A 19,130-nucleotide genomic window follows, 5' to 3' on the forward strand; every position below is an offset into this window, starting at 1 on the left:
CTGTGAGCAACCGAATCGATGGTCTGCCCTTCGGAGCGAATCGGCGACACTGTGTCCCCATGAACGCCCAGGTCCTTCTCGCTGATATCCAGACCCGCGCGGGCGCCGTTCCCGCCGACCATCCGGAATGGCAGTACCTGAACCTGCTGCGCGACATCCTTGAGAACGGCGCCCGCCGCGATGACCGCACCGGCACCGGGACTCTGGGCGTCTTCGGCCGTCAGATGCGCTTCGATCTGTCGAAGGGCTTCCCGGTCCTGACCACCAAGAAGCTTCACCTCCGCTCGATCATCGTTGAGCTGCTGTGGTTCCTGCGCGGCGAGACCAACATCGGCTGGCTGAAGGAAAACGGCGTCAGCATCTGGGACGAATGGGCCAATGCCGAAGGCGAGCTGGGCCCGGTCTACGGCAAGCAATGGCGCAGCTGGTCCGCGCCGGACGGCCGCGTCATCGACCAGATCGAGAAGCTGGTTCACGGCCTCAAGACCAACCCCAACGGCCGCCGCCACATTGTCAGCGCCTGGAACCCGGCCGATGTCGACGACATGGCCCTGCCGCCCTGCCACTGCCTGTTCCAGTTCTTCGTCGCCGACGGCAAGCTCAGCTGCCAGCTGTACCAGCGCTCGGCCGACGTCTTCCTCGGCGTGCCGTTCAACATCGCCAGCTACGCCCTGCTGACCCTGATGATGGCGCAGGTCTGCGGGCTGGAGCCGGGCGAGTTCGTGCACACCTTCGGCGACGCCCACCTGTATCTGAATCACATCGAACAGGCCGAGCTCCAGCTGACCCGCGAACCCCTGCCCCTTCCCACCATGACCATCGCGGCCAGGGACGACCTGTTCGCCTACCGTCTCGAGGACTTCGTGCTGGAAGGCTACCAGCCCTGGCCGCACATCAAGGCGCCGGTCGCGGTCTGATCCCATGTCGCTGGCCCTGAAGGCGCTGCAGGCGGACATCCTGCGCATCTCCGACATCTATGCGCGCGAGCACGGCATCGACCGCGACAAGGCGGCGGCCGGCGACTGGGCGCTGCTGAAGGTGCAGGAAGAATTGGGCGAACTGGTCGCCGAGCATCTGCGCATGAGCGGCCGGGCGCGCGGCGCGGCCGACGCCGGCAAGCTGGGCGACGAGGCCGCCGACGTGCTTGGCATGCTGCTGATCTACTGCAAGGCCGCTGACATCGACATCGAGGCGGCGATGCAGCGCAAGTGGCTGCACTGGCTGGACAAGCAGCCCTAGGCCGAAGCCACCATCCGCACATTGCGCAGGGTGTCGGGGACCATGTCGATCGGCTCGTCGCGGATCACCTTGATGGTGTTCTTGCCTGTGCCCATCGACACCGTCGCGAGGTAGGCGACCACCTCTCCATCGACCAGCGTCACGTTCACCCGCTCCGGCTTGTTCTGGGCTGCGGCCAGGCCGACGAAGCCGAACTCGATCGTGTGCGCGCCGGGCTCCACCTCCACGGCGGTGAACTGGGGTGACTTCAGCTGAACGATCGGCTGGCCGTCCAGCGAGACCTGCATCCCCGCCATCTTGCCGACGAAGCCCTGACGATGGGCGATGATCAGGGCCTTGCCGGGCGACGGCCTCAGGGCGAGCGCAGCAACCCTCTGTTCGTCCGACGCCGCCGGCCCCGATTTCGTCCCCTGCAGGTTCGCCATCAGATATCCGGTGATCAGACCGCCGAAGACCGGGATGTACCAGGCGGCGAAGCCTTGGAAGCCGATCATTCCCAACAGGAACCCGAGCACGACGGTGACGACTGCGCCGGCAATGATGGCGGGGACGTACTTGCCCATGCGGGACCTCGCGGTATGAGAGACGATCCTTACCAAGCGAGCCAGAACCTTGACCGTTCCATCCGTCGTGATCGTCGTCGCCCGTGGCTCCAATGGCGTGATCGGGCGTGACGGCGATCTGCCCTGGCGGCTGCGCAGCGACCTGCAGCGATTCAAGGCCATCACCATCGGCAAGCCCTGCATCATGGGCCGCAAGACCTGGGAGAGCCTGCCGCTGAAGCCCCTGCCCGGCCGCCTGAACGTGGTGCTGACCCGCGATGAGGGCTGGGGCGACGAGGGCGAGGCCAAGGGCGCGCTGGTGTGCCGGACGCTGGACGAAGCCGTCGAGATCGCGCGCGAGCAGGCGGAGGATGACGGTGTCGACGAGGTCTGTGTCATCGGCGGCGCGGCCCTGTTCGAGGCGGTCCTGCCGCGCGCGAAGCGGCTCTACATCACCGAGGTCGACGCGGCGCCCGACGGCGACGTTCTGTTCCCCGCCTTCGACGAGGCCCAGTGGACCGAGGTCGCGTCAGAAGCCCATCCCGCTGGCGAGAAAGACGACCACGCCTTTACTTTCCGCACATTGGAGCGCCGCTAACGGCGCGAATGCCGCCCCGGCCGGGGCCGGGACGGCCTGGATCAGCCTATTCGCCGCTGAGACAGTCCATGTAGATGCCCGAGCAGGTCCAGTATCCGCCCAGCACCTCGCCGTTGTCGCCGTAAATGGTCGTCCAGAAGCAGTTGAGTTCGCATTCATCGCCGCGAACGGCGGCTGCGCTGGCGGCCTGAGGAACGGCGACCAGCGTCGAGCTGGCGATCATGACCGCGAGAACGAGTTTCTTCAGCATGGCATCCTCCAAAATGCGGGCGGGAAATCCGCCTGTGGCCAAAGTGAAGGTTGCGCTCAGGACAACAACTCACGAGTGTGTTACGAGACAAATTCACAATCGGAAAGAATCCAAAGCTCCCATCAAAATCGACCTACCGGAAGGCTGATGGTTCTATCCAGACCAGCGCTCAGCCACGCGCCCTGCAATCGCCGCGAACCGCGAGGCCACATCCCCCTTCGGGTCGCTGACCACCACCGGCGTGCCGGCGTCCCCTGCCGCGCGCACCGAGGCGTCCAGCGGCAGGTCGCCGAGAAAGGGCACGTTCAGTCGGCCGGCCTCGGCCTCGGCCCCGCCCGTGCCGAAGATCGGCCCGCTCATGTTCTCGATCAGGCCCAGCGTCGGCACGCCGACCTTCTGGAACAGGGCGTGGGCGCGGCGGGCGTCGGCCAGCGCCACCTCCTGCGGGGTCGAGACGACCACCGCCCCGTCCAGCGGCGTCTTCTGGATCAGGGTCAGCTGGATGTCGCCCGTGCCCGGCGGCAGGTCGACGACCAGCACGTCCAGCGGCGCGTCTTCCGTGCCCCAGCGCGTCTGGGTCAGCATCTGGGTCAGGGCCTGCGAAGCCATCGGCCCGCGCCAGACCATGGCGTCATTGCGGTCGGTCAGCAGGCCGACCGACATCGCCTTCAGCCCGTGCGCCTGATGCGGCTGCATCATGCCGTCGACATAGGCCGGCTTGCCCGCGATCCCCAGCATGGTCGGGAAGGACGGGCCATAGACGTCGGCGTCCAGCAGCCCGACCGACAGCCCGCGCGCCGCCAGCGCCGCGGCCAGATTCACAGCCACCGTCGACTTGCCCACCCCGCCCTTGCCCGAGGCCACGGCCAGCACCTTGCGCACATGGGCCGGACGGTCGGTCGGGACCGGAGCCTTGGCCCGCGTCTGCTCGACGGCCTGCGGCGACAGGGACGCCGTGCGCACGGGCTTGGTCGCCGGCATCGTCTCGGCGGTCAGGATCACGGACACGCGCTCCATGTCCGACATGGCCTTCAGCGCCGCCTCGGCCGCGTCGCGGACGGGGGCGTACAGCGCCGTGTCGCCGCCGGCGACCTCCATCACGAAGCCGGCGCGGTCCTCGGTCACAATCAGCCCCTGCGCCAATCCTGAAGCCACCAGGCCCTGCCCGCTCTTCGGGTCGGTGATGGCGTCGAGAACGGCGATGACGGAGGCGCGATCGGGCAAGGCGTGAGGTCCGGCGGGTTGCGGCTGCGGGGCCTGCGTTCTATCGCCGGATCAGTCCGCCCGCGAGCCTCGATTTGTCCCACCCCCGCATCACCCTGATCGCCGGCCCGACCGCCTCGGGCAAGTCGCGGTTGGCGATGACCCTCGCGGCGCAGACCGGGGCCGTGATCGTCAACGCCGACAGCCAGCAGCTCTACGCCGACCTGCGGGTCCTCAGCGCCCGCCCCTCGGCCGCCGACGAACTTGAGGCCGACCACCGCCTCTACGGCGTCGCCGATGCGGCCGAGGCCTGGTCCGTCGGCCGCTGGAGCCGCGCCGCCCTCGATCTGCTGGCCGACCTCCGCGACCGCCCCGTGATCCTCGTGGGCGGTACGGGGCTGTATTTCACGGCCCTGACCAAGGGTTTGGCCGACATTCCCGCCGTTCCAGTCGAAGTTCGCGATCAGGTGGAAGCCGCGCTGGATGCCGAGGGCGAGACCGTGTTCCGACTCCGGCTTGCTGGCCTCGACCCCGCCGCCGCCGACCGCATCGAGGCCGGCGACCGCCAGCGCCTGATCCGCGCGATGAGCGTGGCGGACCACACCGGCCGGGCGCTCAGCGACTGGACGGCCGAAACCACGCCTCTGCTCGCCCCCGGCTCATGGACTGGCCTCGTGGTCGAACCGGATCGAGCGGCCCTCTACGCCAACTGCGACCTGCGCGTGGCCCAGATGATCGAACAGGGCGCGCTGGACGAGGTCCGCGCCCTCACAGCCCGCAACCTCGACCCGGCCCTCCCCGCGATGAAGGCCGTCGGCGTCCGCGAACTGGCCACCCATCTGTCCGGCGAGACCGCTCTGGACGAGGCCATCGACGCAACGCGTCAGGCCACGCGCAACTACGCCAAGCGTCAACTGACCTGGTTCCGCAACCAGACGCCGGACTGGCGCCGCGCCTGAACCTCCGCCCGGCTTCGCCGTTCAATGGGGATGAAAGAACACGACATCGACGACCGCGGCCTGAACGCCGACCCGGTCGACCCAGCCGCCGGCCAGCACGGCGACACGACTCTTTGCCCCGAATGCGCGGGCTCAGGAGCCCTCCCGGACGGGGAGACCTGCCCGGTCTGTGACGGAACGGGCAAGGCGACCGGGCGCACCGGCGGCGGCTGACAAGCCCTTGGAACATCGGCGCGAACCGCCTATATTCGTTCTGTCCGGGTTCGCCCGGACTATGGCGATAAACGTGCCTGTAATAAGCGGACCGGACCCGGGTGCGATTCCCGGCGGCTCCACCATTCTCTCCCGGTTATCGGCGGGCGAGCGCGGGGCCGACTAGCATCGACGGACGTGTAAAGAGGATTGCTTTCGCTCGTCCTAGCCCACCGTATCGGGCTTTTAAACTACCTGCGAACGATAACTTCGCTGAGGGTTACGCCGTCGCCGCGTAATGCGGTTCCGGTAAATCCGACCTAACTCCTGGGGGTTCAGATCCTCAGGCGGGGCCGCCGGGAGCCTGCCAACAGAATCCCGGCACTTTCCTTCTCCATTCATCCTTCGACGCCCTTTCGTCCGTCGCCCAGCGGGGCTACACGTCTGGCGAACAGCAGAGGCGCCCGATGGCCGAAGAGACGCCCCCCGTCGACGACATGCACTACGAAGTGCTCATGCAGGACGCGCTTCGCGGCGTGATCCGGCTGGCGCTTGAGCAGGCGGCTTCGCCCGACGGCATTCCCGGCGCGCACCATTTCTACATCACCTTCAAGACCCGGGCTCCCGGCGTCAGCGTACCGCCGGACATCCTCGCCAAATACCCGGACGAGATGACCGTCGTCCTGCAGCACCAGTATTGGGACCTGAAGGTCGAGGCGAACCGCTTCTCGGTGATGCTGAAGTTCGGCGGCATGCCCAAGGTGCTGGCCATGCCCTACACGGCCGTGACCCGCTTTTACGACCCGTCGGTGCAGTTCCTGCTCCAGTTCGAGGCGCCCGCCACGGTCGACGAAATCGCGGCCGAGATCGCCGCCGCCGAACCGGCCCCGACCCCGCCGCCCTCGGGCGACGACGGTCCCAAGGTCGTGTCGCTGGATCAGTTCCGGAAGAAGTAACCCCTTCCCCATTTCGGTTCATGCGCTAACGTCGGCGACGGCTGACGCGAGGGGATGCGCATGGGTCGGGGTCTGATCGGAATCGTTGCGGCGCTGTGCGTCGCTCTGTCGCCGCTGGCGGCACAGGCCCAGACCCGGTTCGAGGGCTGGACCTCTGCGATCATCGCCGCCGATTGGCGCGACGGGCGCGGCCATCCGATCGACGCCTTTGACAACGCCCGCCGCGATCTGGTCCGGAGCTTCCTCGCCGCCGGTTTCCCACGGGCCAGCATGGTCGACTACTCCCTGCGCACCGATGTGGCTCAGCCCACCTCGCCGCAGGCCGCCGTTGACGGCTTCACCGAGATGGCGACCCGCGCTGACCGGGGTTGCCTGCTGTACATGACCTCTCACGGCTCGCCCCAACACATGGTCTTCGGCGAGACCGGCGAGATGACCTCGGATCGTCTGGTCAGCATCATCCGCCGCGCCTGCGGCGCCCGACCGACCGTCATCATTATCTCCGCCTGTTATTCAGGGCAGTTCATCAACGCCCTGCAGGCGCCCAACCGCATGGTGCTGACCGCCGCTCGCCGCGACCGGACGTCGTTCGGCTGCGGCGCCGGCGAGCGCTATCCGTGGTTCGACGGCTGCATTCTGGAAAGCCTGCCCAAATCCGCGGACTTCCTTTCGCTGGCCGCGGAGACCAAGGCCTGCGTGGCGACGAAGGAGGCCGAAGCCGGCGTCGCCCTGCCGTCCGAACCCCAACTGTTCGTGGGCGGAGAGATGCAGATGCGCCTGCCGACGCTGCGATTCTCCAGACCGGCCTCCTGACACCGGCCTTCGCATTCAGAAACAGGATCACGCCATGCTGACGGGCGGATGCCATTGCGGCGCTGTGCGCTACCAGATTTCCGTGACGCCGGACCGGCACGGCCTCTGCCATTGCATGGACTGCCGCAAGGCCAGCGGCGCGCCAGTGGTCGGCTGGATGCTGGTCCCGAACGACACGGTGACGATCGCCGGCGAGACCCGCGAATATGCCTCTTCCGAACACGGACGCCGCCATTTCTGCCCGACCTGCGGCACGGGGTTGTTCTACACCAACGCGCAGATTTTCGCGGGCCAGTTGGATATCCAGTCAGCCACGCTGGACGACCCGAACTACCTGCCGCTTCCGGTTCAGGTCCAGGTCGCAGACCGCATAAGCTGGATGTCCGACCTCGCCTCCTTGCCGACGTTCGATCGCTATCCGGAGGTCTGACGCGGGAAGACCCGGATGGTGATCCGCTCCCGCTCGCCCTCGCGCCGTTCGACCAGCAGCCGGGCGACCTGGCTGTCGTCGTGGAAGAGATAGCCCTTGATGGCGTCCAGCAGGGCCTTGGCCAGATTGTCGAGGTCCATCCACGGCGGATCGCCGACATGCTCCATCACGATCTCGACGACATAGTCGCCCCACGCCGGACGTGATTGCCACTCCTTGCGCATGAACTCATAGACCAGCGGCTTGTAGTATTTGGCCTGGGTGGTCAGGCCGTCGATGGTGATCTCGACCGCGTCGCCGCTCTCTCGCGCGCGCACCTTGCCTGTGCCGATCCAGCCGGGGGTCATGAACGGGTTCCGTCGCGAGCCTTGCCCGCCTGCGCACCCGTGCTACACCGCCGCGCATCTTCCCGCCACGCCTGAAGGACCGCCATGACCCACCGCACCGAATCCGACACCTTCGGCCCGATCGAAGTCCGGAACGACGTCTACTGGGGCGCGCAGGCCGAGCGGTCGCTGGGCAACTTCAGGATCGGCTGGGAAAAGCAGCCGCTGCCGATCGTCCGCGCTCTGGGCATCGTCAAGCGCGCCGCCGCCGAGACCAACATGCAGCTGGGCAAGCTGGACCCGACGCTTAGCAAGGCCATCGTCGACGCGGCCAATGAGGTCATCGAGGGCAAGCTGAACGATCACTTCCCGCTGGTCGTCTGGCAGACCGGCTCGGGCACCCAGTCGAACATGAATGCCAACGAGGTGATCTCGAACCGCGCCATCGAGATGCTGGGCGGCGAGATGGGCTCCAAGAAGCCGGTCCATCCGAACGACCACGTCAACATGAGCCAGTCGTCGAACGACACCTATCCGACGGCCATGCACGTCGCCTGCGCCGAGCAGGTGGTCAACGACCTGGTCCCGGCCCTGAAGCACCTGCACGCCGCGCTGAAGGCCAAGTCGGACGCCTGGGCCGACATCATCAAGATCGGCCGCACCCACACCCAGGACGCCACCCCGCTGACGCTGGGCCAGGAGTTCGGCGGCTACGCCCAGCAGGTCGCCAACGGCATCGAGCGGATCGAACAGACCCTGCCCAAGCTGATGGAACTGGCGCAGGGCGGCACCGCCGTCGGCACGGGCCTGAACGCGCCGGTCGGGTTCGCCGAGACCGTGGCCGAGAAGATCGCCGGCATCACCGGCCTGCCCTTCACCACAGCCCCGAACAAGTTCGAGGCCCTCGCCGCCCACGACGCCATGGTCTTCAGCCACGGCGCGATCAACACGGTCGCCGCCTCGCTGTTCAAGATCGCCAACGACATCCGCTTCCTCGGCTCCGGCCCGCGCTCAGGCCTCGGCGAACTGGCGCTGCCTGAGAACGAGCCGGGCTCGTCGATTATGCCGGGCAAGGTCAACCCGACCCAGTGCGAGGCCCTGACGCAGGTCTGCGTGCAAGTGTTCGGCAACCACGCCGCCGTCACCTTCGCCGGCTCGCAGGGTCATTTCGAGCTGAACGTCTTCAACCCGGTGATGGCCTACAACTTCCTGCAGTCGGTGCGCCTGATGGCCGACGCCGCCATCAGCTTCACTGACAACTGCGTGGTCGGCATCGAGCCGCGCGTCGACAACATCGAGCGCGGCCTGAACAACTCGCTGATGCTGGTGACCGCGCTGAACGGCAAGCTGGGCTACGACGCCTGCGCAAAGATCGCCAAGACAGCGCACAAGAACGGCACCACCCTGCGCGAGGAAGCCGTCGGCGGCGGCTATCTGACCAACGAGGAGTTCGACGAGGCGGTCCGCCCCGAGAAGATGATCTCGCCGGGCTGATGGAGACAGGGCGGACTGCATTCGAGCGGGAGGGCGCGGCGCATTTCCCGCACGTCCTCTCTTCGGATGACGTGGAGCGCCTGCGCCTGCTTGCGGACGAAAGCCTGGGCGACCGGCCCGGCGTGCGCCTTTCCGGCGACCAATGGCTGGCCGATCTGCTCACGACCGGAACGCCCTGCCGCGTCGCCGCCTCCCTGACGTCAGACGCCGCCCGACCCGTTCGCGCGGTGATGTTCGACAAATCGCCCGAAGCCAACTGGAGCGTGGCCTGGCATCAGGACCGCACCATCCCGGTGAAGGCCAGGGTCGATGCGGCCGGCTTCGGTCCGTGGTCGACAAAGGACGGTGTGCTTCACGTCGCCCCGCCGTTTGAAATCCTCACCCGGATGACGACTCTTCGGCTGCACCTCGACAACGTGGACGAAGCCAATGCGCCGCTTTGGATCGCAGTCGGCACCCACTGCATCGGCCGGATCGCGGCCTCCGCGGCGACGGGTGAGGCCGGACGCGCCGAACAGAGACTCTGTCTGGCTGAAACCGGCGACATCTGGGCGTACGGTACGTCCATCCTCCATGCCTCGGATCGCGCCTCAGGGCAGCGGTGCCGACGTGTTCTTCAGGTGGACTACGCAGATTTCGAGCTGCCCGGCGGCCTGGAATGGAAGGGATTTTGAGGTGACCGCGCTTGAACGCCCCTACTGGATTGAGGCGCGGTTTGAGCGGCGCGACGGGTGGGACGAGGACAGGTATCCTTTCGCCCTGCCCGTGGTGCGGACGACCGACACACTCGCCTTCCATCCACGTGTCACCTTTCTCGTGGGCGAGAACGGCTCAGGAAAATCGACCTTGGTCGAGGCGCTGGCGGTAGCGTGGGGCTTCAATCCCGAAGGGGGATCCCGGGATCACCAGTACACGACACGCGCCTCTCACTCCGACCTGCACCGGTTCGTCCGCCCCGTCCGATCCGCGCAGAAGGCGCAGGACGGCTATTTCCTGCGCGCCGAAAGTTTCTTCAACACTGCGAGCTACCTGGAGCGATCCGGGACGAGCCGCGGGGGGTCTGTTGGCCTGCACGAGAAGTCACATGGGGAATCCTTCTTCGATCTGTTCGAGAACCGGTTCGAAGGCGAGGGACTCTACATTCTCGATGAGCCCGAGGCGGCGCTTTCGCCGGCCCGACAACTGAGTTTTCTCGCGCGGCTGCATCAGTTGGTGAACACGCGGTCGCAGTTCATCATCGCGACTCACTCGCCCATTCTGCTGGGATATCCGGACGCGTGGATCTATCAGACGTCCTCTCACGGACTGGAACTGATCGCCTATGAGGACACCGAGCACTATCAGGTGACGCGAGGTTTCCTGAACCGGCCGCAAACCTATCTGGACGTGCTGCTTTCCGACGATGAGTGAAGCCTTGGCTGTTTCGCGCTAAGGTGGCGTCTTCCGAAGGGAGGCCGGCATGGCGAACGTGCGTGTGTTCTTCGCGACCAATCGGAACCATCAGCCGCAGAACCGCCGCGAGGTTTTCGGCAAGACCTTCAATCCGGATGGCGTGGCTGCGCTGAGATTTGGCTATGCGGACTTCCGGCCCGATCCGGAAAAGCCGGTGCTCGAGACGCTTCATGTCTATCCGGACATCCTCGACGAGCCGGACATCCTGAAAACCGGCGGCGGGCAGTTCATGGAGGACCTGCGTCAGGCGATGGCCGGCGGGCCCAGGTGCGACACCCTCGTCTTCATCCACGGGTTCAACGTCAGCTTTACCGGCGCGTTGCAGGCCGGCGCCCTGCTGGCCCAGAGTCTGACCGTCGCGGATCACCCATTGAACATCGTGGTGTTCAGCTGGCCATCCGACGGGGCGGCGGTCCCGTGGATGTCCTACTACAGCGACCGGGAAGACGCCCGCGCGTCCGGCCCCGCCATCGCACGCGCCTTCCTGAAGTTCCGCGACTATGTCCTCGCTCTGAACGCGCAGGACTATTGCCAGCGTCGGGTGCACCTGCTGGCGCACAGCATGGGCAACTATGTACTGCGGCAGGCGCTGAAGGCCCTCATCCACAAGGAGCGCGACAGCCTCACCCGACTGTTCGACCAGATTCTGATGGCCGCGCCAGACGAGGACGACGACAGCTTCGAGCATGACGACAAGCTGCGCCTGCTGCCTCGCATCGGCCGGCAGGTGACCGTCTATTTCAATCCGAACGACAAGGGGCTGACCGTCTCTAACCGCACCAAGGCCAATCCCGACCGGCTTGGATCCGATGGCCCGCGTCTCGTGGATCTGCTGCCCAAGAAGGTCGAGTTGGTCGACTGCCGCGTCGTCGCCGGCGACGCCGACCCCTTCGTCGAGCACAGCTATTATCTGCGCAGTCAGGCTGTCATCGACGACATGTCAGCGCTGATGGCCGGCGATCCGGTCGAGGATATCCCCAACCGGACCTTCATTGAGCGAACGCGGGCCTGGCGACTGGGCAAGGAGGTTGCGGTCAAGCCAGCCAGACCGCCTCGCCCGGCGCCGCCTCAGAACCCTGCCTGAGGGTCAGTGCTTCTCGGTCCAGCGCGCCTTGGCCTCGTCCTTCGTCACATTCAGATGGACATGCTCATCGACGTGATCGACCCAGCTGACGGGGATCATGTGGTGCTTGAAGCCGCCGGCCAGATCCAGCTTGGCCAGTTCGATCTGGTCGCCCAGCACATGGTCGACGCGGCCGACATGCTCGCCGTCCGAGCCGACGACTTCGAGGTGTTCGCGGATCGTTGAAGGGTCTACCATCGTGGATGCTCCTGAGGTTTCCGGTACCTCGGGACAACCGTCCGGCCCGCGCCGGGTTGCATCACGGAGAAGGCCCATGGGCGACGTCGTGAACCTGAACCGCTTCCGCAAGGACAAGGCGAAGGCCGACGCGAAGGCTACGGCGCAGGCCAACCGCGCCACCCACGGTCGCACCAAGGCGCAGAAGCAGAAGGCCGAGAAGGAACGGGCGCGCGCCGAGCGGCTTCTGGATGGGTCGAAGCTGGAGGACTGACATGGCGGGCTATGCGCCTCACACCCGCGCCGGGCTGATCGCCCTGATCGCCATGCGCCGCATGACCGCCGAGAAGAAACGCCGTCAGGCCCTCGCGGAGGCGAAGACGGGCGAGCAGGTCGCGGCTGCCCGCGAGGCCGCCAAGGCATCGAAGAAATCCGGCTGGTTCCGGCGCTAGCTCTTCGGCGCCCGGATCAGCAGCAACTGGCCTGAGAGCACCAGCGCCAGCCCGACCAGAGCCGACCAATCGAAGGTCGCGCCCTCGAACATCACCGACACCAGCATGGCGATCGGCGGGGTCAGCGCGGAGATGTAGCTGGCCATCGCGTAGCCGATCGTGCGGGCAATGGTGAAGTACAGACCGAAGGCGATCACCGAGCCGAAGATCGACAGGTACAGCAGCGAACCGACATAGGCCGGTGTCGGATCGATGTGGAACTTCACCCCCGTCGCCAGACCGAAGATGATCAGCAGGCCGGTGCCATAGGCCATGGCCCAGGCCGTCGACGGAATGGCCGCCGAGCCCGCGTTCTGGCCCCTCCAGGCGAAGAAGTTGCCGAAGGCCGAGGCCGTGGTCGCGATCAGGGCCAGGCCCACGCCCATGGCGGCCCGCCGGTCGAACCCCGCGCCCAGAACCTCGCCACCGGACAGCACCGCGACGCCGACGAGGCCGAGCAGCGCTCCGCCCCACGAGGCCGCCGCCGCCTTTTGCCGCGCGGCCAGTCGGAACAGCACCAGATTGATGAAGGTCAGGGAGGCGAAGGTCACCGCCACGATGGCCGACGCCACATGCCCTTCCGCCGCATAGGTGAAGGCGTAGCTGACCGAGAAGGCGAACGCCCCCTGCCCCAGCGCCGCCAGATGCTGCGCGCGGGTCAGCTTCAGTGGTTGTCGGATCACGGCGCTGACGATGAACAGCAGGATCGCTGCCAGACCGAACCGCCAGACGATCGAGGCGATAGTCGGCACCGTCCCCAGTTGCAGGGTGATCGCGTACCAGGTCGTCCCCCAGATCATCGCGCAGACGACCACCCCTGCGATCCCCAGCAGGGTCGTGCGAGACAGGCGCGGTCGGGCGACGGGACGGGATTCGGTCGGCGAGGACATGAGCTCGCAATGAACCCCGCCGACGGGGCGCACAAGCGGGGTTATTCCGCTGCCGTCATAAGGTCGGCTTGTGGCGTCCGGAAACCGCTCAGGCGCGAAGCTTCAGCGCCGCGCGAACCTCTGCCGGAACCGAATGATAGACCGTCGCCGGACGCAGCTTCAGCCGCGCCCGCGCGCTCTCCAGCGACTCGGCGAACAGGGCTTCGTAGTCCAGCCCCGGCAGCCAGCGCGCCCTGCGCCCGATCCGCCAGGCCTGCAGCACCGCCCGCCGCGCTGGCACCGATCGGTTCTCGCGCCGGATCTCCCGCGCCGCGCCCAGCCCGATGAAGGCGAAGCCGAGGTTGCCGGTCTGGGCGTGGGAGAATGTCACCACGCAGGCTTCACCCAGAGCGTCCGTCTCATAGCCCGTCAGCACGTGCCAGACGTCGTGCACGTCCCGCAAGCGGCGCGAGTACCAGATCACCGGATGCTGGGCGTCGACGATGTCGCCGATCTTGCGGGCCTCCTCGGCCAGCCCCTCGGCCGTGAAGCCCCGCGCCTCGCGAAAGGCGCGATAGGCGCCGCCAACCGTGCCTTCGCCGAACTGCGCCAGCCACTCCGGGTCATCCAGCCGGTGGGCCAGCTCGTCGCGCAGGAAGGCCTGCCGTCCGCCCTCCATCGTGCCCAGCAGCCGGTCGTAGCCCCGCCGGATCGAACGGCCGGACAGAGCCCGCATGATCTCGAACACCTGGGCGGTGTCCTCCTTGTTCCGCACCAGCGCCCGGAAGGCGCGCAGCGCCTTCAAGGGCTCCAGCCTCTGCGGCGTAAGGCGGTCGGCGGCGTCCAGATCAGCGGCGGTCATGTCGATCCTCGATCAGGCCAGGAGAATAGCGCGGAACCGGATGAGGGTGAACGGCGATCATCTGACGCAGACTCATTCGCCTCTGCTAGGCTGTCGAAAGACGAACAGGAGACCGCCATGCGCATCCCCGCCCTCGCCCTGCCCTTCGCCCTGACCCTCGCCGCCTGCGCGCCGACCGACAACGCGCCGCCCACCGACGTCGGCCACGGCATGGCCGTGGTGAACGTCACCGCCACCTATCGCGAGCGCATCCTTCTGCCGCCGGGCCATGTGCTGACCGTGCGCGTCGAGGATGTCAGCCTGGCCGACGCCCCCGCCCGCGTGCTGGCCGAACATCGCGAACCGCTGGAGGGCCGCGCGCCGCCGTATCAGGCGACGCTGGGCTTCCCTCGCTCGCAGATCGATCCGCGCCATACCTATGCCGTCCGCGCCGAGATCCGGGACGCCGCTGGCGCACTTCGCTTCACCACCGACACCCGCCACGCCGTCCTGACCAACGGCGCACCCGCGTCGGCCGACATCGTCATGGTCGGAGTGCGCTGAGGCGTGAGCGAACTGAAGAAGCGCTCGGTTTCCCTGTCGGGCCACGCCACCTCGGTGGCGCTGGAGCCCGAGTTCTGGGCGGTTCTGGACAGGATCGGCGCCGAGCTGGAGTTGGGCCACGCCGGCCTGATGAAACGGATCGACGAAACTCGGGGCCGCACGCCCCTCGCCTCCGCCTGCCGGCTTCTGGCGCTCGCCTGGGCCGGCGGCGATCGGTCTTTCGCGGGTCAGACGCTGTCAGATTGACAGCCGAAATGGTCGGCGCATCCTCCGCTCTGGAGAACCGCCATGACCGACAACCGCCTGATCCCCGCCGCCGTCTTCGGAGCCCTGCTGGCCATCGGCTTCATCGGTGGAGGAGCCCTGATCGGACAGGGCGTGGTCAACGCCCGGGTGGGCGACCGGTCCGTCACGGTGCGTGGTCTGGCCGAGCGCAACGTGAAGGCCGACCTCGCCATCCTGCCTCTGCGGTTCACGGCCTCGGGCGAGGTGCTGTCTGACGTGCAGGGCCAGATCGACATCGACCTCGCCGCCGTCCGCCAGTTCCTGACGGCGCAGGGCTATCCCGCCAATGCCATCTCGCTGGGCCGACTCGAGGTCGCGGACCGACGCTCCCGCGAGTACGGCACGCAGGACGGCGGCCCTCGCTTCATCCTCGCGCAGACGGTCATCGTAAGAACCAACGACGTGGACCGGGTACAGGCGACAACACGCGCCCTCAACGACCTCGTGCGCCAAGGCATCGTGCTGCAGGACTTCTCGGGTCCGACCTATGTCTTCACAAAGCTCAATGACGTCCGCCCGGCCATGATCGCCGAGGCGACTGCTGCGGCCCGCACAGGAGCGGAGCGGTTCGCCAAGGATTCCGGTGCCGGCCTGGGGCCGATCCGTCAGGCGACACAGGGCTCTTTCGAAATCCTGGCGCGTGACGAGATCGGCGATGAGGGCCAGTCCCCGGACAAGAAAATCCGGGTCGTGACAACCATCAGCTACAGGCTGCGCTAGCCGATCGGCTCCGGCCCCGGGGTCGGGTTCGGCAGCGACGGCGGCTCCACCGGCGGCGGCGCCGGAATGTCCGGCATCTTCGGCGCATCAGGCAATTCCGGACGAGGCAGATCGACGTCGATGTTGACGTCCGTGCTCTTGGTCGGGGTCATGCCGCCGCCATTGGCGAACAGCCAGACGGCGATCACGATGACCACGATCACCAGACCGCCGATCAGAATGCCGAGGAAGCCGCCGCCTCCACCGCGGCGTTCGGCGTTGTTGATCGTGGTGTGATGATGGACTTCGGGCCGCTCGGGCGGGGGTACGTTGGGATCCGTCATGCATCAGCCTCCCGACGGCGCTGGAACGGACGGAGCCGAGACTTCCGGCAGGTTTACGTCGACGTCCACCTGTTTGGTTTCCGGCGTCGCTCCGCCACCCGCGAAGACGAAATAGGCGATCACAGCCACCACCACGACCAGCGCCCCGATGATGAACGCCATGCCGGCGCCGCCACCGCCGCCCTTGGTGGTGTTGTTGATGTTGTCAGCCATAGGAAGGTCCTCTCCTGAAACCCTGTCGGGCGTCACAACGGCGACTCAGCGGCAACGGTTCCTGATCCGGCGCTTCAGTGAAGGCTGACAAGCGCGCGCGGTCTCCTTATGTTCTCGCCGATCCCATGACCGAATCCGCCCCTCCCCGCATCTCCGATCTCGCACGCTCGCACGGTCCCGGCGGCGTTCCCGCCGGCACGCCCGACTATCTGAAGGGTCTGAACCCCGAACAGCGGGAGGCGGTGGAGACGACCGAAGGGCCTGTGCTGGTTCTCGCCGGCGCCGGCACCGGCAAGACGCGCGTTCTGACGACCCGTCTGGCGCACATCCTCGCCAGCGGGCGGGCGAAGCCGTGGGAGCTTCTGGCCGTCACCTTCACCAACAAGGCCGCGCGCGAGATGCGCGAGCGGATCACCCACCTGATCGGTCCGTCTGCCGAAGGGCTGCGGTGGCTGGGCACCTTCCACTCGGTGGCGGCGCAGATCCTGCGGCGGCACGCCGAACTGGTCGGGCTGAAATCGACCTTCACCATCCTCGACACCGACGATCAGGAACGGGTCTGCAAACAGCTTCTGGAGGCCGCCAACCTCGACACCAAGCGGTGGACGCCCCGTTCGCTCAGCGGGATCATCGACCACTGGAAGAACCGTGGCTGGACGCCGGAGAAGCTGCCGAACACCGAGGACTTCGCCAACGGCAAGGGCCAGACGCTGTACGCCGCCTATCAGGCTCGACTGGCCTCGCTGAACGCCTGCGACTTCGGCGATCTGCTGCTGCACAACCTGACGATCCTGTCGCAGCACGCGGATATCGCCGAGGAATATCGCCGTCGCTTCCGCTACATCCTGGTCGACGAGTACCAGGACACCAACGTGGCCCAGTACCTGTGGCTGCGCCTGCTGACCTCCTCCACCGGGAACGTCTGCTGCGTCGGCGACGACGACCAGTCGATCTATGGCTGGCGCGGCGCCGAGGTGGACAACATCCTGCGATTCGAGCGGGACTTCCCGGGCGCCAAGGTCATCCGGCTGGAGCGGAACTACCGCTCGACGCACCACATCCTCGGCGCCGCCTCGGGCCTGATCAGCGCCAACCGCGGGCGTCTGGGCAAGACGCTGTGGACCGAGGACAACAGCGGCGACAAGGTTCGCGTTCGCGGCGTCTGGGACGGCGAGGCCGAGGCAAGGCTGATCGCCGACGAGATCGAGACCGCCCGCCGTCAGGGCATCGGCTACAAGGACATGGCGGTACTGGTCCGGGCCTCTTTCCAGATGCGGGCGTTCGAGGAACGGTTCGTCATGCTGGCGGTGCCCTACACCGTCATCGGCGGCCCGCGCTTCTTCGAACGCGCCGAGATCCGCGACGCCCACGCCTATCTGCGCCTGATCCTCAGCGAGGACGACGATCTGGCCTTCGAGCGGATCGTCAACGTGCCCAAGCGCGGTCTGGGCGACACCAGTGTGCAGAAGGTGCTGCAGATCGCCCGCGAGACCGGCGTCCCGGCCATGACCGCCGTGCGCGACCTGATCACCTCGGACGAGCTCCAGGCCCGCACCCGCACGGCCTTCGCCAATTTCATCCGCGACATCGATCGCTGGCGGCAGTTCGCCCAGACCTCGTCGCACTGGGAACTGACCGAGACCGTTCTGGAAGAGAGCGGCTACACCGACATGCAGAAGGCCGACCGCGCGACCGGCCAGACGCGGCTGGATAACCTCAAGGAGCTCGTTCAGTCGATGCAGGCCTTCGACGGCCTGACCGCCTATCTGGAGCACGTCTCGCTGGTCATGGATCTGGACCGGGGCGAGAGCGCGGACTCGGTGCAGGTCATGACCCTGCACGGCGCCAAGGGGCTGGAGTTCCCGCTGGTCTTCCTGCCCGGCTGGGAGGAAGGCGTCTTCCCCAGCCAGCGCAGCATCGACGAAAAGGGCGAAAAGGGCCTCGAGGAGGAGCGGCGCCTCGCCTATGTCGGCGTCACCCGGGGCAAGGAGGACGTCCGCATCTCCTTCGCCGCCAACCGTCAGGTCTACGGCCGTTGGCAGTCGCAACTGCCCAGCCGCTTCGTCGACGAACTTCCCATCGACCATGTCGAGGCTCAATCTGACACCGGCTACTACGGCGCGTCCGGCGGCATGCGCGAGGCCAAGAGCCGCTGGGATGAGATGCCCAGCTTCGGCAGCGGCTACTCCTCTCCCGGCTGGAAGCGCGGCCAGGCCTTCGCCGCCAACCGCGTCCCTAACGCCCAGCCCGCCCGCCAGACCCTGCTGGAAGGCGACGGCCGTCTGGTCGCCTCTGGAGATCCGAAAGCGGGCTCGGGCTGGACGAAGGGCGACCGCGTCTTCCACCAGAAATTCGGCTACGGCCAGGTCCGCGCCATCGAAGGCAACAAACTCGTCGTCGCCTTCGACAAGGCGGGCGAGAAGAAGGTGATCGACACCTTCGTGGAGAAGACTTGACCCAACACAGATGTTCACCCAATGTTCTGACGATCATGACTAGGTTCGAACGCTGAGGCGGTTTGATGGATGACGCGACATTCAAGGTCTCGGTCAACGGCTATACAGCTCGTAAGTTGACCGCCACGGCCCAAGCGGCAGGGGTATCGCCAGAGGAACTGGTGGCGATGGTGCTGGATCAGAAGTTCTTCGACTACGATGATTTCGATTGGCCGGAGGGTGGAGATCCCAGAACCGACGACGCGGCGAGGTATCAACTGAACGAACCCGGACGGCCATGGAGTGAGGTTCGCCCCGAAATGGAAGCCTTGCTGGAACGACTGCTCGCAGAGAAAAAGTGACGCTCCGGCTTTCGGCTCAAGCCGAGCACGATCTAGCGGCCCAGATCGAATGGCTCTCGCACAGATCTCCGCAGGCTGCGCGCAGGGCTGCAGCGGAAATCTATCACGTCTTCGAACTGCTGGCGGACAATCCGTCAATGGGTGTGCAGACCTCGCGTGGCTGGCGAGAAAAAGGCGTCAGGTTTGGTCGGGATGGGTTCGTGATTTGTTACATCGTCCGCGGAAGCGACATCCTCGTCCTGCGCTTCAAGCATTCACGCCAGAACCGCTAAC

Annotated in this window: 29 protein-coding genes and 1 other RNA gene; 21 read left to right on the forward strand and 9 right to left on the reverse strand. The window is 66.7% G+C overall.

Translation table 11 applies throughout. From position 1 onward, the window contains the following. Window positions 1–59: 59 nt before the first annotated feature. Window positions 60–917 carry a thymidylate synthase gene (locus ABDZ95_RS11890; RefSeq protein WP_343793991.1) on the forward strand — a complete coding sequence of 286 codons (858 nt, stop codon included), beginning with the start codon at window positions 60–62 and terminating at the stop codon, window positions 915–917. Between the two features lie 4 nt (window positions 918–921). After that, entirely contained in the window at window positions 922–1,239 is a 318-nt protein-coding gene (locus ABDZ95_RS11895; RefSeq protein ID WP_343793993.1) for a nucleoside triphosphate pyrophosphohydrolase family protein, read from the forward strand. On the opposite strand, the gene ABDZ95_RS11900 is transcribed toward ABDZ95_RS11895, so the two are convergent. Beyond that, entirely contained in the window at window positions 1,236–1,802 is a 567-nt protein-coding gene (locus tag ABDZ95_RS11900; protein WP_343793995.1) for a hypothetical protein, read from the reverse strand. The genes ABDZ95_RS11895 and ABDZ95_RS11900 overlap by 4 nt on opposite strands. Before the next feature lie 49 nt (window positions 1,803–1,851). Here ABDZ95_RS11900 and ABDZ95_RS11905 point away from each other — a divergent pair, with 49 nt between their 5' ends. Then, window positions 1,852–2,379 carry a dihydrofolate reductase gene (locus ABDZ95_RS11905; RefSeq protein WP_343793997.1) on the forward strand — a complete coding sequence of 176 codons (528 nt, stop codon included), beginning with the start codon at window positions 1,852–1,854 and terminating at the stop codon, window positions 2,377–2,379. A gap of 46 nt (window positions 2,380–2,425) precedes the next feature. Here ABDZ95_RS11905 and ABDZ95_RS11910 read toward each other — a convergent pair whose 3' ends face one another. Further along, the gene (locus ABDZ95_RS11910; RefSeq protein WP_343793999.1) at window positions 2,426–2,629 is read right to left on the reverse strand and encodes a hypothetical protein; all 204 of its coding nucleotides are present in this window, start codon (window positions 2,627–2,629) and stop codon (window positions 2,426–2,428) included. Between the two features lie 153 nt (window positions 2,630–2,782). Further along, window positions 2,783–3,853, reverse strand: a complete 1,071-nt coding sequence (locus ABDZ95_RS11915) for an Mrp/NBP35 family ATP-binding protein (protein ID WP_343794001.1) — start codon at window positions 3,851–3,853, stop codon at window positions 2,783–2,785. Between the two features lie 74 nt (window positions 3,854–3,927). Between ABDZ95_RS11915 and miaA the strand changes: the two genes are divergently transcribed. From miaA to ABDZ95_RS11945, 6 genes are all read left to right on the forward strand, one after another. Continuing rightward, a complete protein-coding gene (miaA, locus tag ABDZ95_RS11920; protein ID WP_343794003.1) occupies window positions 3,928–4,791 on the forward strand; it encodes a tRNA (adenosine(37)-N6)-dimethylallyltransferase MiaA in 864 nt (287 codons plus the stop codon). A 30-nt stretch (window positions 4,792–4,821) separates the two neighbouring features. Then, entirely contained in the window at window positions 4,822–5,004 is a 183-nt protein-coding gene (locus ABDZ95_RS11925; RefSeq protein WP_343794005.1) for a hypothetical protein, read from the forward strand. 3 nt (window positions 5,005–5,007) lie between these two features. Next, window positions 5,008–5,369, forward strand: a transfer-messenger RNA (tmRNA) gene (gene ssrA / locus ABDZ95_RS11930). Between the two features lie 81 nt (window positions 5,370–5,450). Next, on the forward strand, window positions 5,451–5,939 hold the full coding sequence (locus ABDZ95_RS11935; protein WP_343794007.1) for an SspB family protein: 489 nt from the start codon (window positions 5,451–5,453) through the stop codon (window positions 5,937–5,939). A 60-nt stretch (window positions 5,940–5,999) separates the two neighbouring features. Next, on the forward strand, window positions 6,000–6,752 hold the full coding sequence (locus ABDZ95_RS11940; protein WP_343794009.1) for a C13 family peptidase: 753 nt from the start codon (window positions 6,000–6,002) through the stop codon (window positions 6,750–6,752). 34 nt (window positions 6,753–6,786) lie between these two features. After that, a complete protein-coding gene (locus ABDZ95_RS11945) occupies window positions 6,787–7,182 on the forward strand; it encodes a GFA family protein (protein ID WP_343794012.1) in 396 nt (131 codons plus the stop codon). On the opposite strand, the gene ABDZ95_RS11950 is transcribed toward ABDZ95_RS11945, so the two are convergent. Continuing rightward, window positions 7,167–7,529, reverse strand: coding sequence for a RusA family crossover junction endodeoxyribonuclease (locus tag ABDZ95_RS11950; protein ID WP_343794015.1), 363 nt, complete (start codon window positions 7,527–7,529; stop codon window positions 7,167–7,169). The genes ABDZ95_RS11945 and ABDZ95_RS11950 overlap by 16 nt on opposite strands. Window positions 7,530–7,613: 84 nt before the next feature. On the opposite strand from ABDZ95_RS11950, the gene fumC reads away from it, so the two are divergent. Genes fumC through ABDZ95_RS11970 form a run of 4 tightly spaced genes read left to right on the forward strand, consistent with a single transcriptional unit; the run spans window position 7,614 to window position 11,538 of the window. After that, the gene (gene fumC / locus ABDZ95_RS11955; protein WP_343794018.1) at window positions 7,614–9,002 is read left to right on the forward strand and encodes a class II fumarate hydratase; all 1,389 of its coding nucleotides are present in this window, start codon (window positions 7,614–7,616) and stop codon (window positions 9,000–9,002) included. After that, on the forward strand, window positions 9,002–9,676 hold the full coding sequence (locus ABDZ95_RS11960) for a phytanoyl-CoA dioxygenase family protein (RefSeq protein WP_343794020.1): 675 nt from the start codon (window positions 9,002–9,004) through the stop codon (window positions 9,674–9,676). The genes fumC and ABDZ95_RS11960 overlap by 1 nt, the downstream gene beginning before the upstream one ends. 1 nt (window position 9,677) lies before the next feature. Then, on the forward strand, window positions 9,678–10,412 hold the full coding sequence (locus tag ABDZ95_RS11965; RefSeq protein ID WP_343794022.1) for an AAA family ATPase: 735 nt from the start codon (window positions 9,678–9,680) through the stop codon (window positions 10,410–10,412). A gap of 49 nt (window positions 10,413–10,461) precedes the next feature. Continuing rightward, the gene (locus ABDZ95_RS11970; protein ID WP_343794023.1) at window positions 10,462–11,538 is read left to right on the forward strand and encodes an alpha/beta hydrolase; all 1,077 of its coding nucleotides are present in this window, start codon (window positions 10,462–10,464) and stop codon (window positions 11,536–11,538) included. 3 nt (window positions 11,539–11,541) lie between these two features. Here the strand turns inward: ABDZ95_RS11970 and ABDZ95_RS11975 are convergent, their stop codons facing one another. Beyond that, window positions 11,542–11,775 carry a DUF2171 domain-containing protein gene (locus ABDZ95_RS11975; RefSeq protein ID WP_343794025.1) on the reverse strand — a complete coding sequence of 78 codons (234 nt, stop codon included), beginning with the start codon at window positions 11,773–11,775 and terminating at the stop codon, window positions 11,542–11,544. A gap of 76 nt (window positions 11,776–11,851) precedes the next feature. Between ABDZ95_RS11975 and ABDZ95_RS11980 the strand changes: the two genes are divergently transcribed. Together ABDZ95_RS11980 and ABDZ95_RS11985 are read left to right on the forward strand one after the other, a co-directional pair. Beyond that, complete coding sequence (locus ABDZ95_RS11980) at window positions 11,852–12,028, forward strand: DUF4169 family protein (RefSeq protein ID WP_343794026.1); 177 nt, start codon at window positions 11,852–11,854, stop codon at window positions 12,026–12,028. Between the two features lies 1 nt (window position 12,029). Next, window positions 12,030–12,206: a hypothetical protein gene (locus ABDZ95_RS11985; RefSeq protein ID WP_343794028.1), complete on the forward strand. Its 177-nt coding sequence runs from the start codon at window positions 12,030–12,032 to the stop codon at window positions 12,204–12,206. Here ABDZ95_RS11985 and ABDZ95_RS11990 read toward each other — a convergent pair. After that, window positions 12,203–13,135: a DMT family transporter gene (locus ABDZ95_RS11990; RefSeq protein ID WP_343794030.1), complete on the reverse strand. Its 933-nt coding sequence runs from the start codon at window positions 13,133–13,135 to the stop codon at window positions 12,203–12,205. The genes ABDZ95_RS11985 and ABDZ95_RS11990 overlap by 4 nt on opposite strands. An 88-nt stretch (window positions 13,136–13,223) precedes the next feature. After that, on the reverse strand, window positions 13,224–13,976 hold the full coding sequence (locus tag ABDZ95_RS11995) for a Coq4 family protein (protein ID WP_343794032.1): 753 nt from the start codon (window positions 13,974–13,976) through the stop codon (window positions 13,224–13,226). 117 nt (window positions 13,977–14,093) lie between these two features. Here ABDZ95_RS11995 and ABDZ95_RS12000 point away from each other — a divergent pair, with 117 nt between their 5' ends. From ABDZ95_RS12000 to ABDZ95_RS12010, 3 genes are read left to right on the forward strand one after another with little or no spacing between them, the layout of a single operon-like run. Then, window positions 14,094–14,519 carry a YbaY family lipoprotein gene (locus ABDZ95_RS12000; protein WP_343794034.1) on the forward strand — a complete coding sequence of 142 codons (426 nt, stop codon included), beginning with the start codon at window positions 14,094–14,096 and terminating at the stop codon, window positions 14,517–14,519. Window positions 14,520–14,522: 3 nt separating this feature from the next. Then, window positions 14,523–14,765 carry a ribbon-helix-helix domain-containing protein gene (locus tag ABDZ95_RS12005; RefSeq protein ID WP_343794036.1) on the forward strand — a complete coding sequence of 81 codons (243 nt, stop codon included), beginning with the start codon at window positions 14,523–14,525 and terminating at the stop codon, window positions 14,763–14,765. A gap of 42 nt (window positions 14,766–14,807) precedes the next feature. Then, a complete protein-coding gene (locus ABDZ95_RS12010) occupies window positions 14,808–15,524 on the forward strand; it encodes an SIMPL domain-containing protein (RefSeq protein ID WP_343794038.1) in 717 nt (238 codons plus the stop codon). Here the strand turns inward: ABDZ95_RS12010 and ABDZ95_RS12015 are convergent. After that, entirely contained in the window at window positions 15,521–15,847 is a 327-nt protein-coding gene (locus ABDZ95_RS12015) for a hypothetical protein (protein WP_343794040.1), read from the reverse strand. The two genes, ABDZ95_RS12010 and ABDZ95_RS12015, sit on opposite strands and share 4 nt — an antisense overlap. Window positions 15,848–15,850: 3 nt before the next feature. After that, window positions 15,851–16,060 (reverse strand): hypothetical protein, encoded by a 210-nt coding sequence (locus ABDZ95_RS12020; protein ID WP_343794041.1) that lies wholly within the window; start codon window positions 16,058–16,060, stop codon window positions 15,851–15,853. A gap of 125 nt (window positions 16,061–16,185) precedes the next feature. Here ABDZ95_RS12020 and ABDZ95_RS12025 point away from each other — a divergent pair, with 125 nt between their 5' ends. The 3 genes from ABDZ95_RS12025 to ABDZ95_RS12035 all read left to right on the forward strand — a co-directional run bounded on the left by ABDZ95_RS12025 (window position 16,186) and on the right by ABDZ95_RS12035 (window position 19,129). After that, window positions 16,186–18,516: an ATP-dependent helicase gene (locus ABDZ95_RS12025; protein WP_343794043.1), complete on the forward strand. Its 2,331-nt coding sequence runs from the start codon at window positions 16,186–16,188 to the stop codon at window positions 18,514–18,516. 65 nt (window positions 18,517–18,581) lie between these two features. Then, complete coding sequence (locus tag ABDZ95_RS12030; protein WP_343794045.1) at window positions 18,582–18,857, forward strand: hypothetical protein; 276 nt, start codon at window positions 18,582–18,584, stop codon at window positions 18,855–18,857. Then, the gene (locus ABDZ95_RS12035; protein ID WP_343794047.1) at window positions 18,854–19,129 is read left to right on the forward strand and encodes a type II toxin-antitoxin system RelE/ParE family toxin; all 276 of its coding nucleotides are present in this window, start codon (window positions 18,854–18,856) and stop codon (window positions 19,127–19,129) included. Before ABDZ95_RS12030 ends, ABDZ95_RS12035 begins: the two co-directional genes overlap by 4 nt. Window position 19,130: the final 1 nt, after the last annotated feature.

The sequence above is a fragment of the Brevundimonas kwangchunensis genome, from assembly GCF_039523815.1.
GTDB classification, from domain to species: domain Bacteria; phylum Pseudomonadota; class Alphaproteobacteria; order Caulobacterales; family Caulobacteraceae; genus Brevundimonas; species Brevundimonas kwangchunensis.

What these genes read in the sequence shown, in the direction of transcription:
- ABDZ95_RS11960 (WP_343794020.1), top strand. Translation starts at nt 9,002, where the DNA reads ATGGAGACAGGGCGGACTGCATTCGAGCGGGAGGGCGCGGCGCATTTC.
- ABDZ95_RS11950 (WP_343794015.1), bottom strand. Translation starts at nt 7,529, where the DNA reads ATGACCCCCGGCTGGATCGGCACAGGCAAGGTGCGCGCGCGAGAGAGC.
- fumC (WP_343794018.1), top strand. Translation starts at nt 7,614, where the DNA reads ATGACCCACCGCACCGAATCCGACACCTTCGGCCCGATCGAAGTCCGG.
- ABDZ95_RS12020 (WP_343794041.1), bottom strand. Translation starts at nt 16,060, where the DNA reads ATGGCTGACAACATCAACAACACCACCAAGGGCGGCGGTGGCGGCGCC.
- ABDZ95_RS11935 (WP_343794007.1), top strand. Translation starts at nt 5,451, where the DNA reads ATGGCCGAAGAGACGCCCCCCGTCGACGACATGCACTACGAAGTGCTC.
- ABDZ95_RS11945 (WP_343794012.1), top strand. Translation starts at nt 6,787, where the DNA reads ATGCTGACGGGCGGATGCCATTGCGGCGCTGTGCGCTACCAGATTTCC.
- ABDZ95_RS11990 (WP_343794030.1), bottom strand. Translation starts at nt 13,135, where the DNA reads ATGTCCTCGCCGACCGAATCCCGTCCCGTCGCCCGACCGCGCCTGTCT.
- ABDZ95_RS11925 (WP_343794005.1), top strand. Translation starts at nt 4,822, where the DNA reads ATGAAAGAACACGACATCGACGACCGCGGCCTGAACGCCGACCCGGTC.
- ABDZ95_RS11985 (WP_343794028.1), top strand. Translation starts at nt 12,030, where the DNA reads ATGGCGGGCTATGCGCCTCACACCCGCGCCGGGCTGATCGCCCTGATC.
- ABDZ95_RS12030 (WP_343794045.1), top strand. Translation starts at nt 18,582, where the DNA reads ATGGATGACGCGACATTCAAGGTCTCGGTCAACGGCTATACAGCTCGT.
- ABDZ95_RS12015 (WP_343794040.1), bottom strand. Translation starts at nt 15,847, where the DNA reads ATGACGGATCCCAACGTACCCCCGCCCGAGCGGCCCGAAGTCCATCAT.
- ABDZ95_RS11975 (WP_343794025.1), bottom strand. Translation starts at nt 11,775, where the DNA reads ATGGTAGACCCTTCAACGATCCGCGAACACCTCGAAGTCGTCGGCTCG.
- ABDZ95_RS11890 (WP_343793991.1), top strand. Translation starts at nt 60, where the DNA reads ATGAACGCCCAGGTCCTTCTCGCTGATATCCAGACCCGCGCGGGCGCC.
- ABDZ95_RS12025 (WP_343794043.1), top strand. Translation starts at nt 16,186, where the DNA reads ATGACCGAATCCGCCCCTCCCCGCATCTCCGATCTCGCACGCTCGCAC.
- ABDZ95_RS11900 (WP_343793995.1), bottom strand. Translation starts at nt 1,802, where the DNA reads ATGGGCAAGTACGTCCCCGCCATCATTGCCGGCGCAGTCGTCACCGTC.
- ABDZ95_RS11910 (WP_343793999.1), bottom strand. Translation starts at nt 2,629, where the DNA reads ATGCTGAAGAAACTCGTTCTCGCGGTCATGATCGCCAGCTCGACGCTG.
- ABDZ95_RS12000 (WP_343794034.1), top strand. Translation starts at nt 14,094, where the DNA reads ATGCGCATCCCCGCCCTCGCCCTGCCCTTCGCCCTGACCCTCGCCGCC.
- ABDZ95_RS11970 (WP_343794023.1), top strand. Translation starts at nt 10,462, where the DNA reads ATGGCGAACGTGCGTGTGTTCTTCGCGACCAATCGGAACCATCAGCCG.
- ABDZ95_RS11980 (WP_343794026.1), top strand. Translation starts at nt 11,852, where the DNA reads ATGGGCGACGTCGTGAACCTGAACCGCTTCCGCAAGGACAAGGCGAAG.
- ABDZ95_RS12010 (WP_343794038.1), top strand. Translation starts at nt 14,808, where the DNA reads ATGACCGACAACCGCCTGATCCCCGCCGCCGTCTTCGGAGCCCTGCTG.
- ABDZ95_RS11895 (WP_343793993.1), top strand. Translation starts at nt 922, where the DNA reads ATGTCGCTGGCCCTGAAGGCGCTGCAGGCGGACATCCTGCGCATCTCC.
- ABDZ95_RS11940 (WP_343794009.1), top strand. Translation starts at nt 6,000, where the DNA reads ATGGGTCGGGGTCTGATCGGAATCGTTGCGGCGCTGTGCGTCGCTCTG.
- ABDZ95_RS11995 (WP_343794032.1), bottom strand. Translation starts at nt 13,976, where the DNA reads ATGACCGCCGCTGATCTGGACGCCGCCGACCGCCTTACGCCGCAGAGG.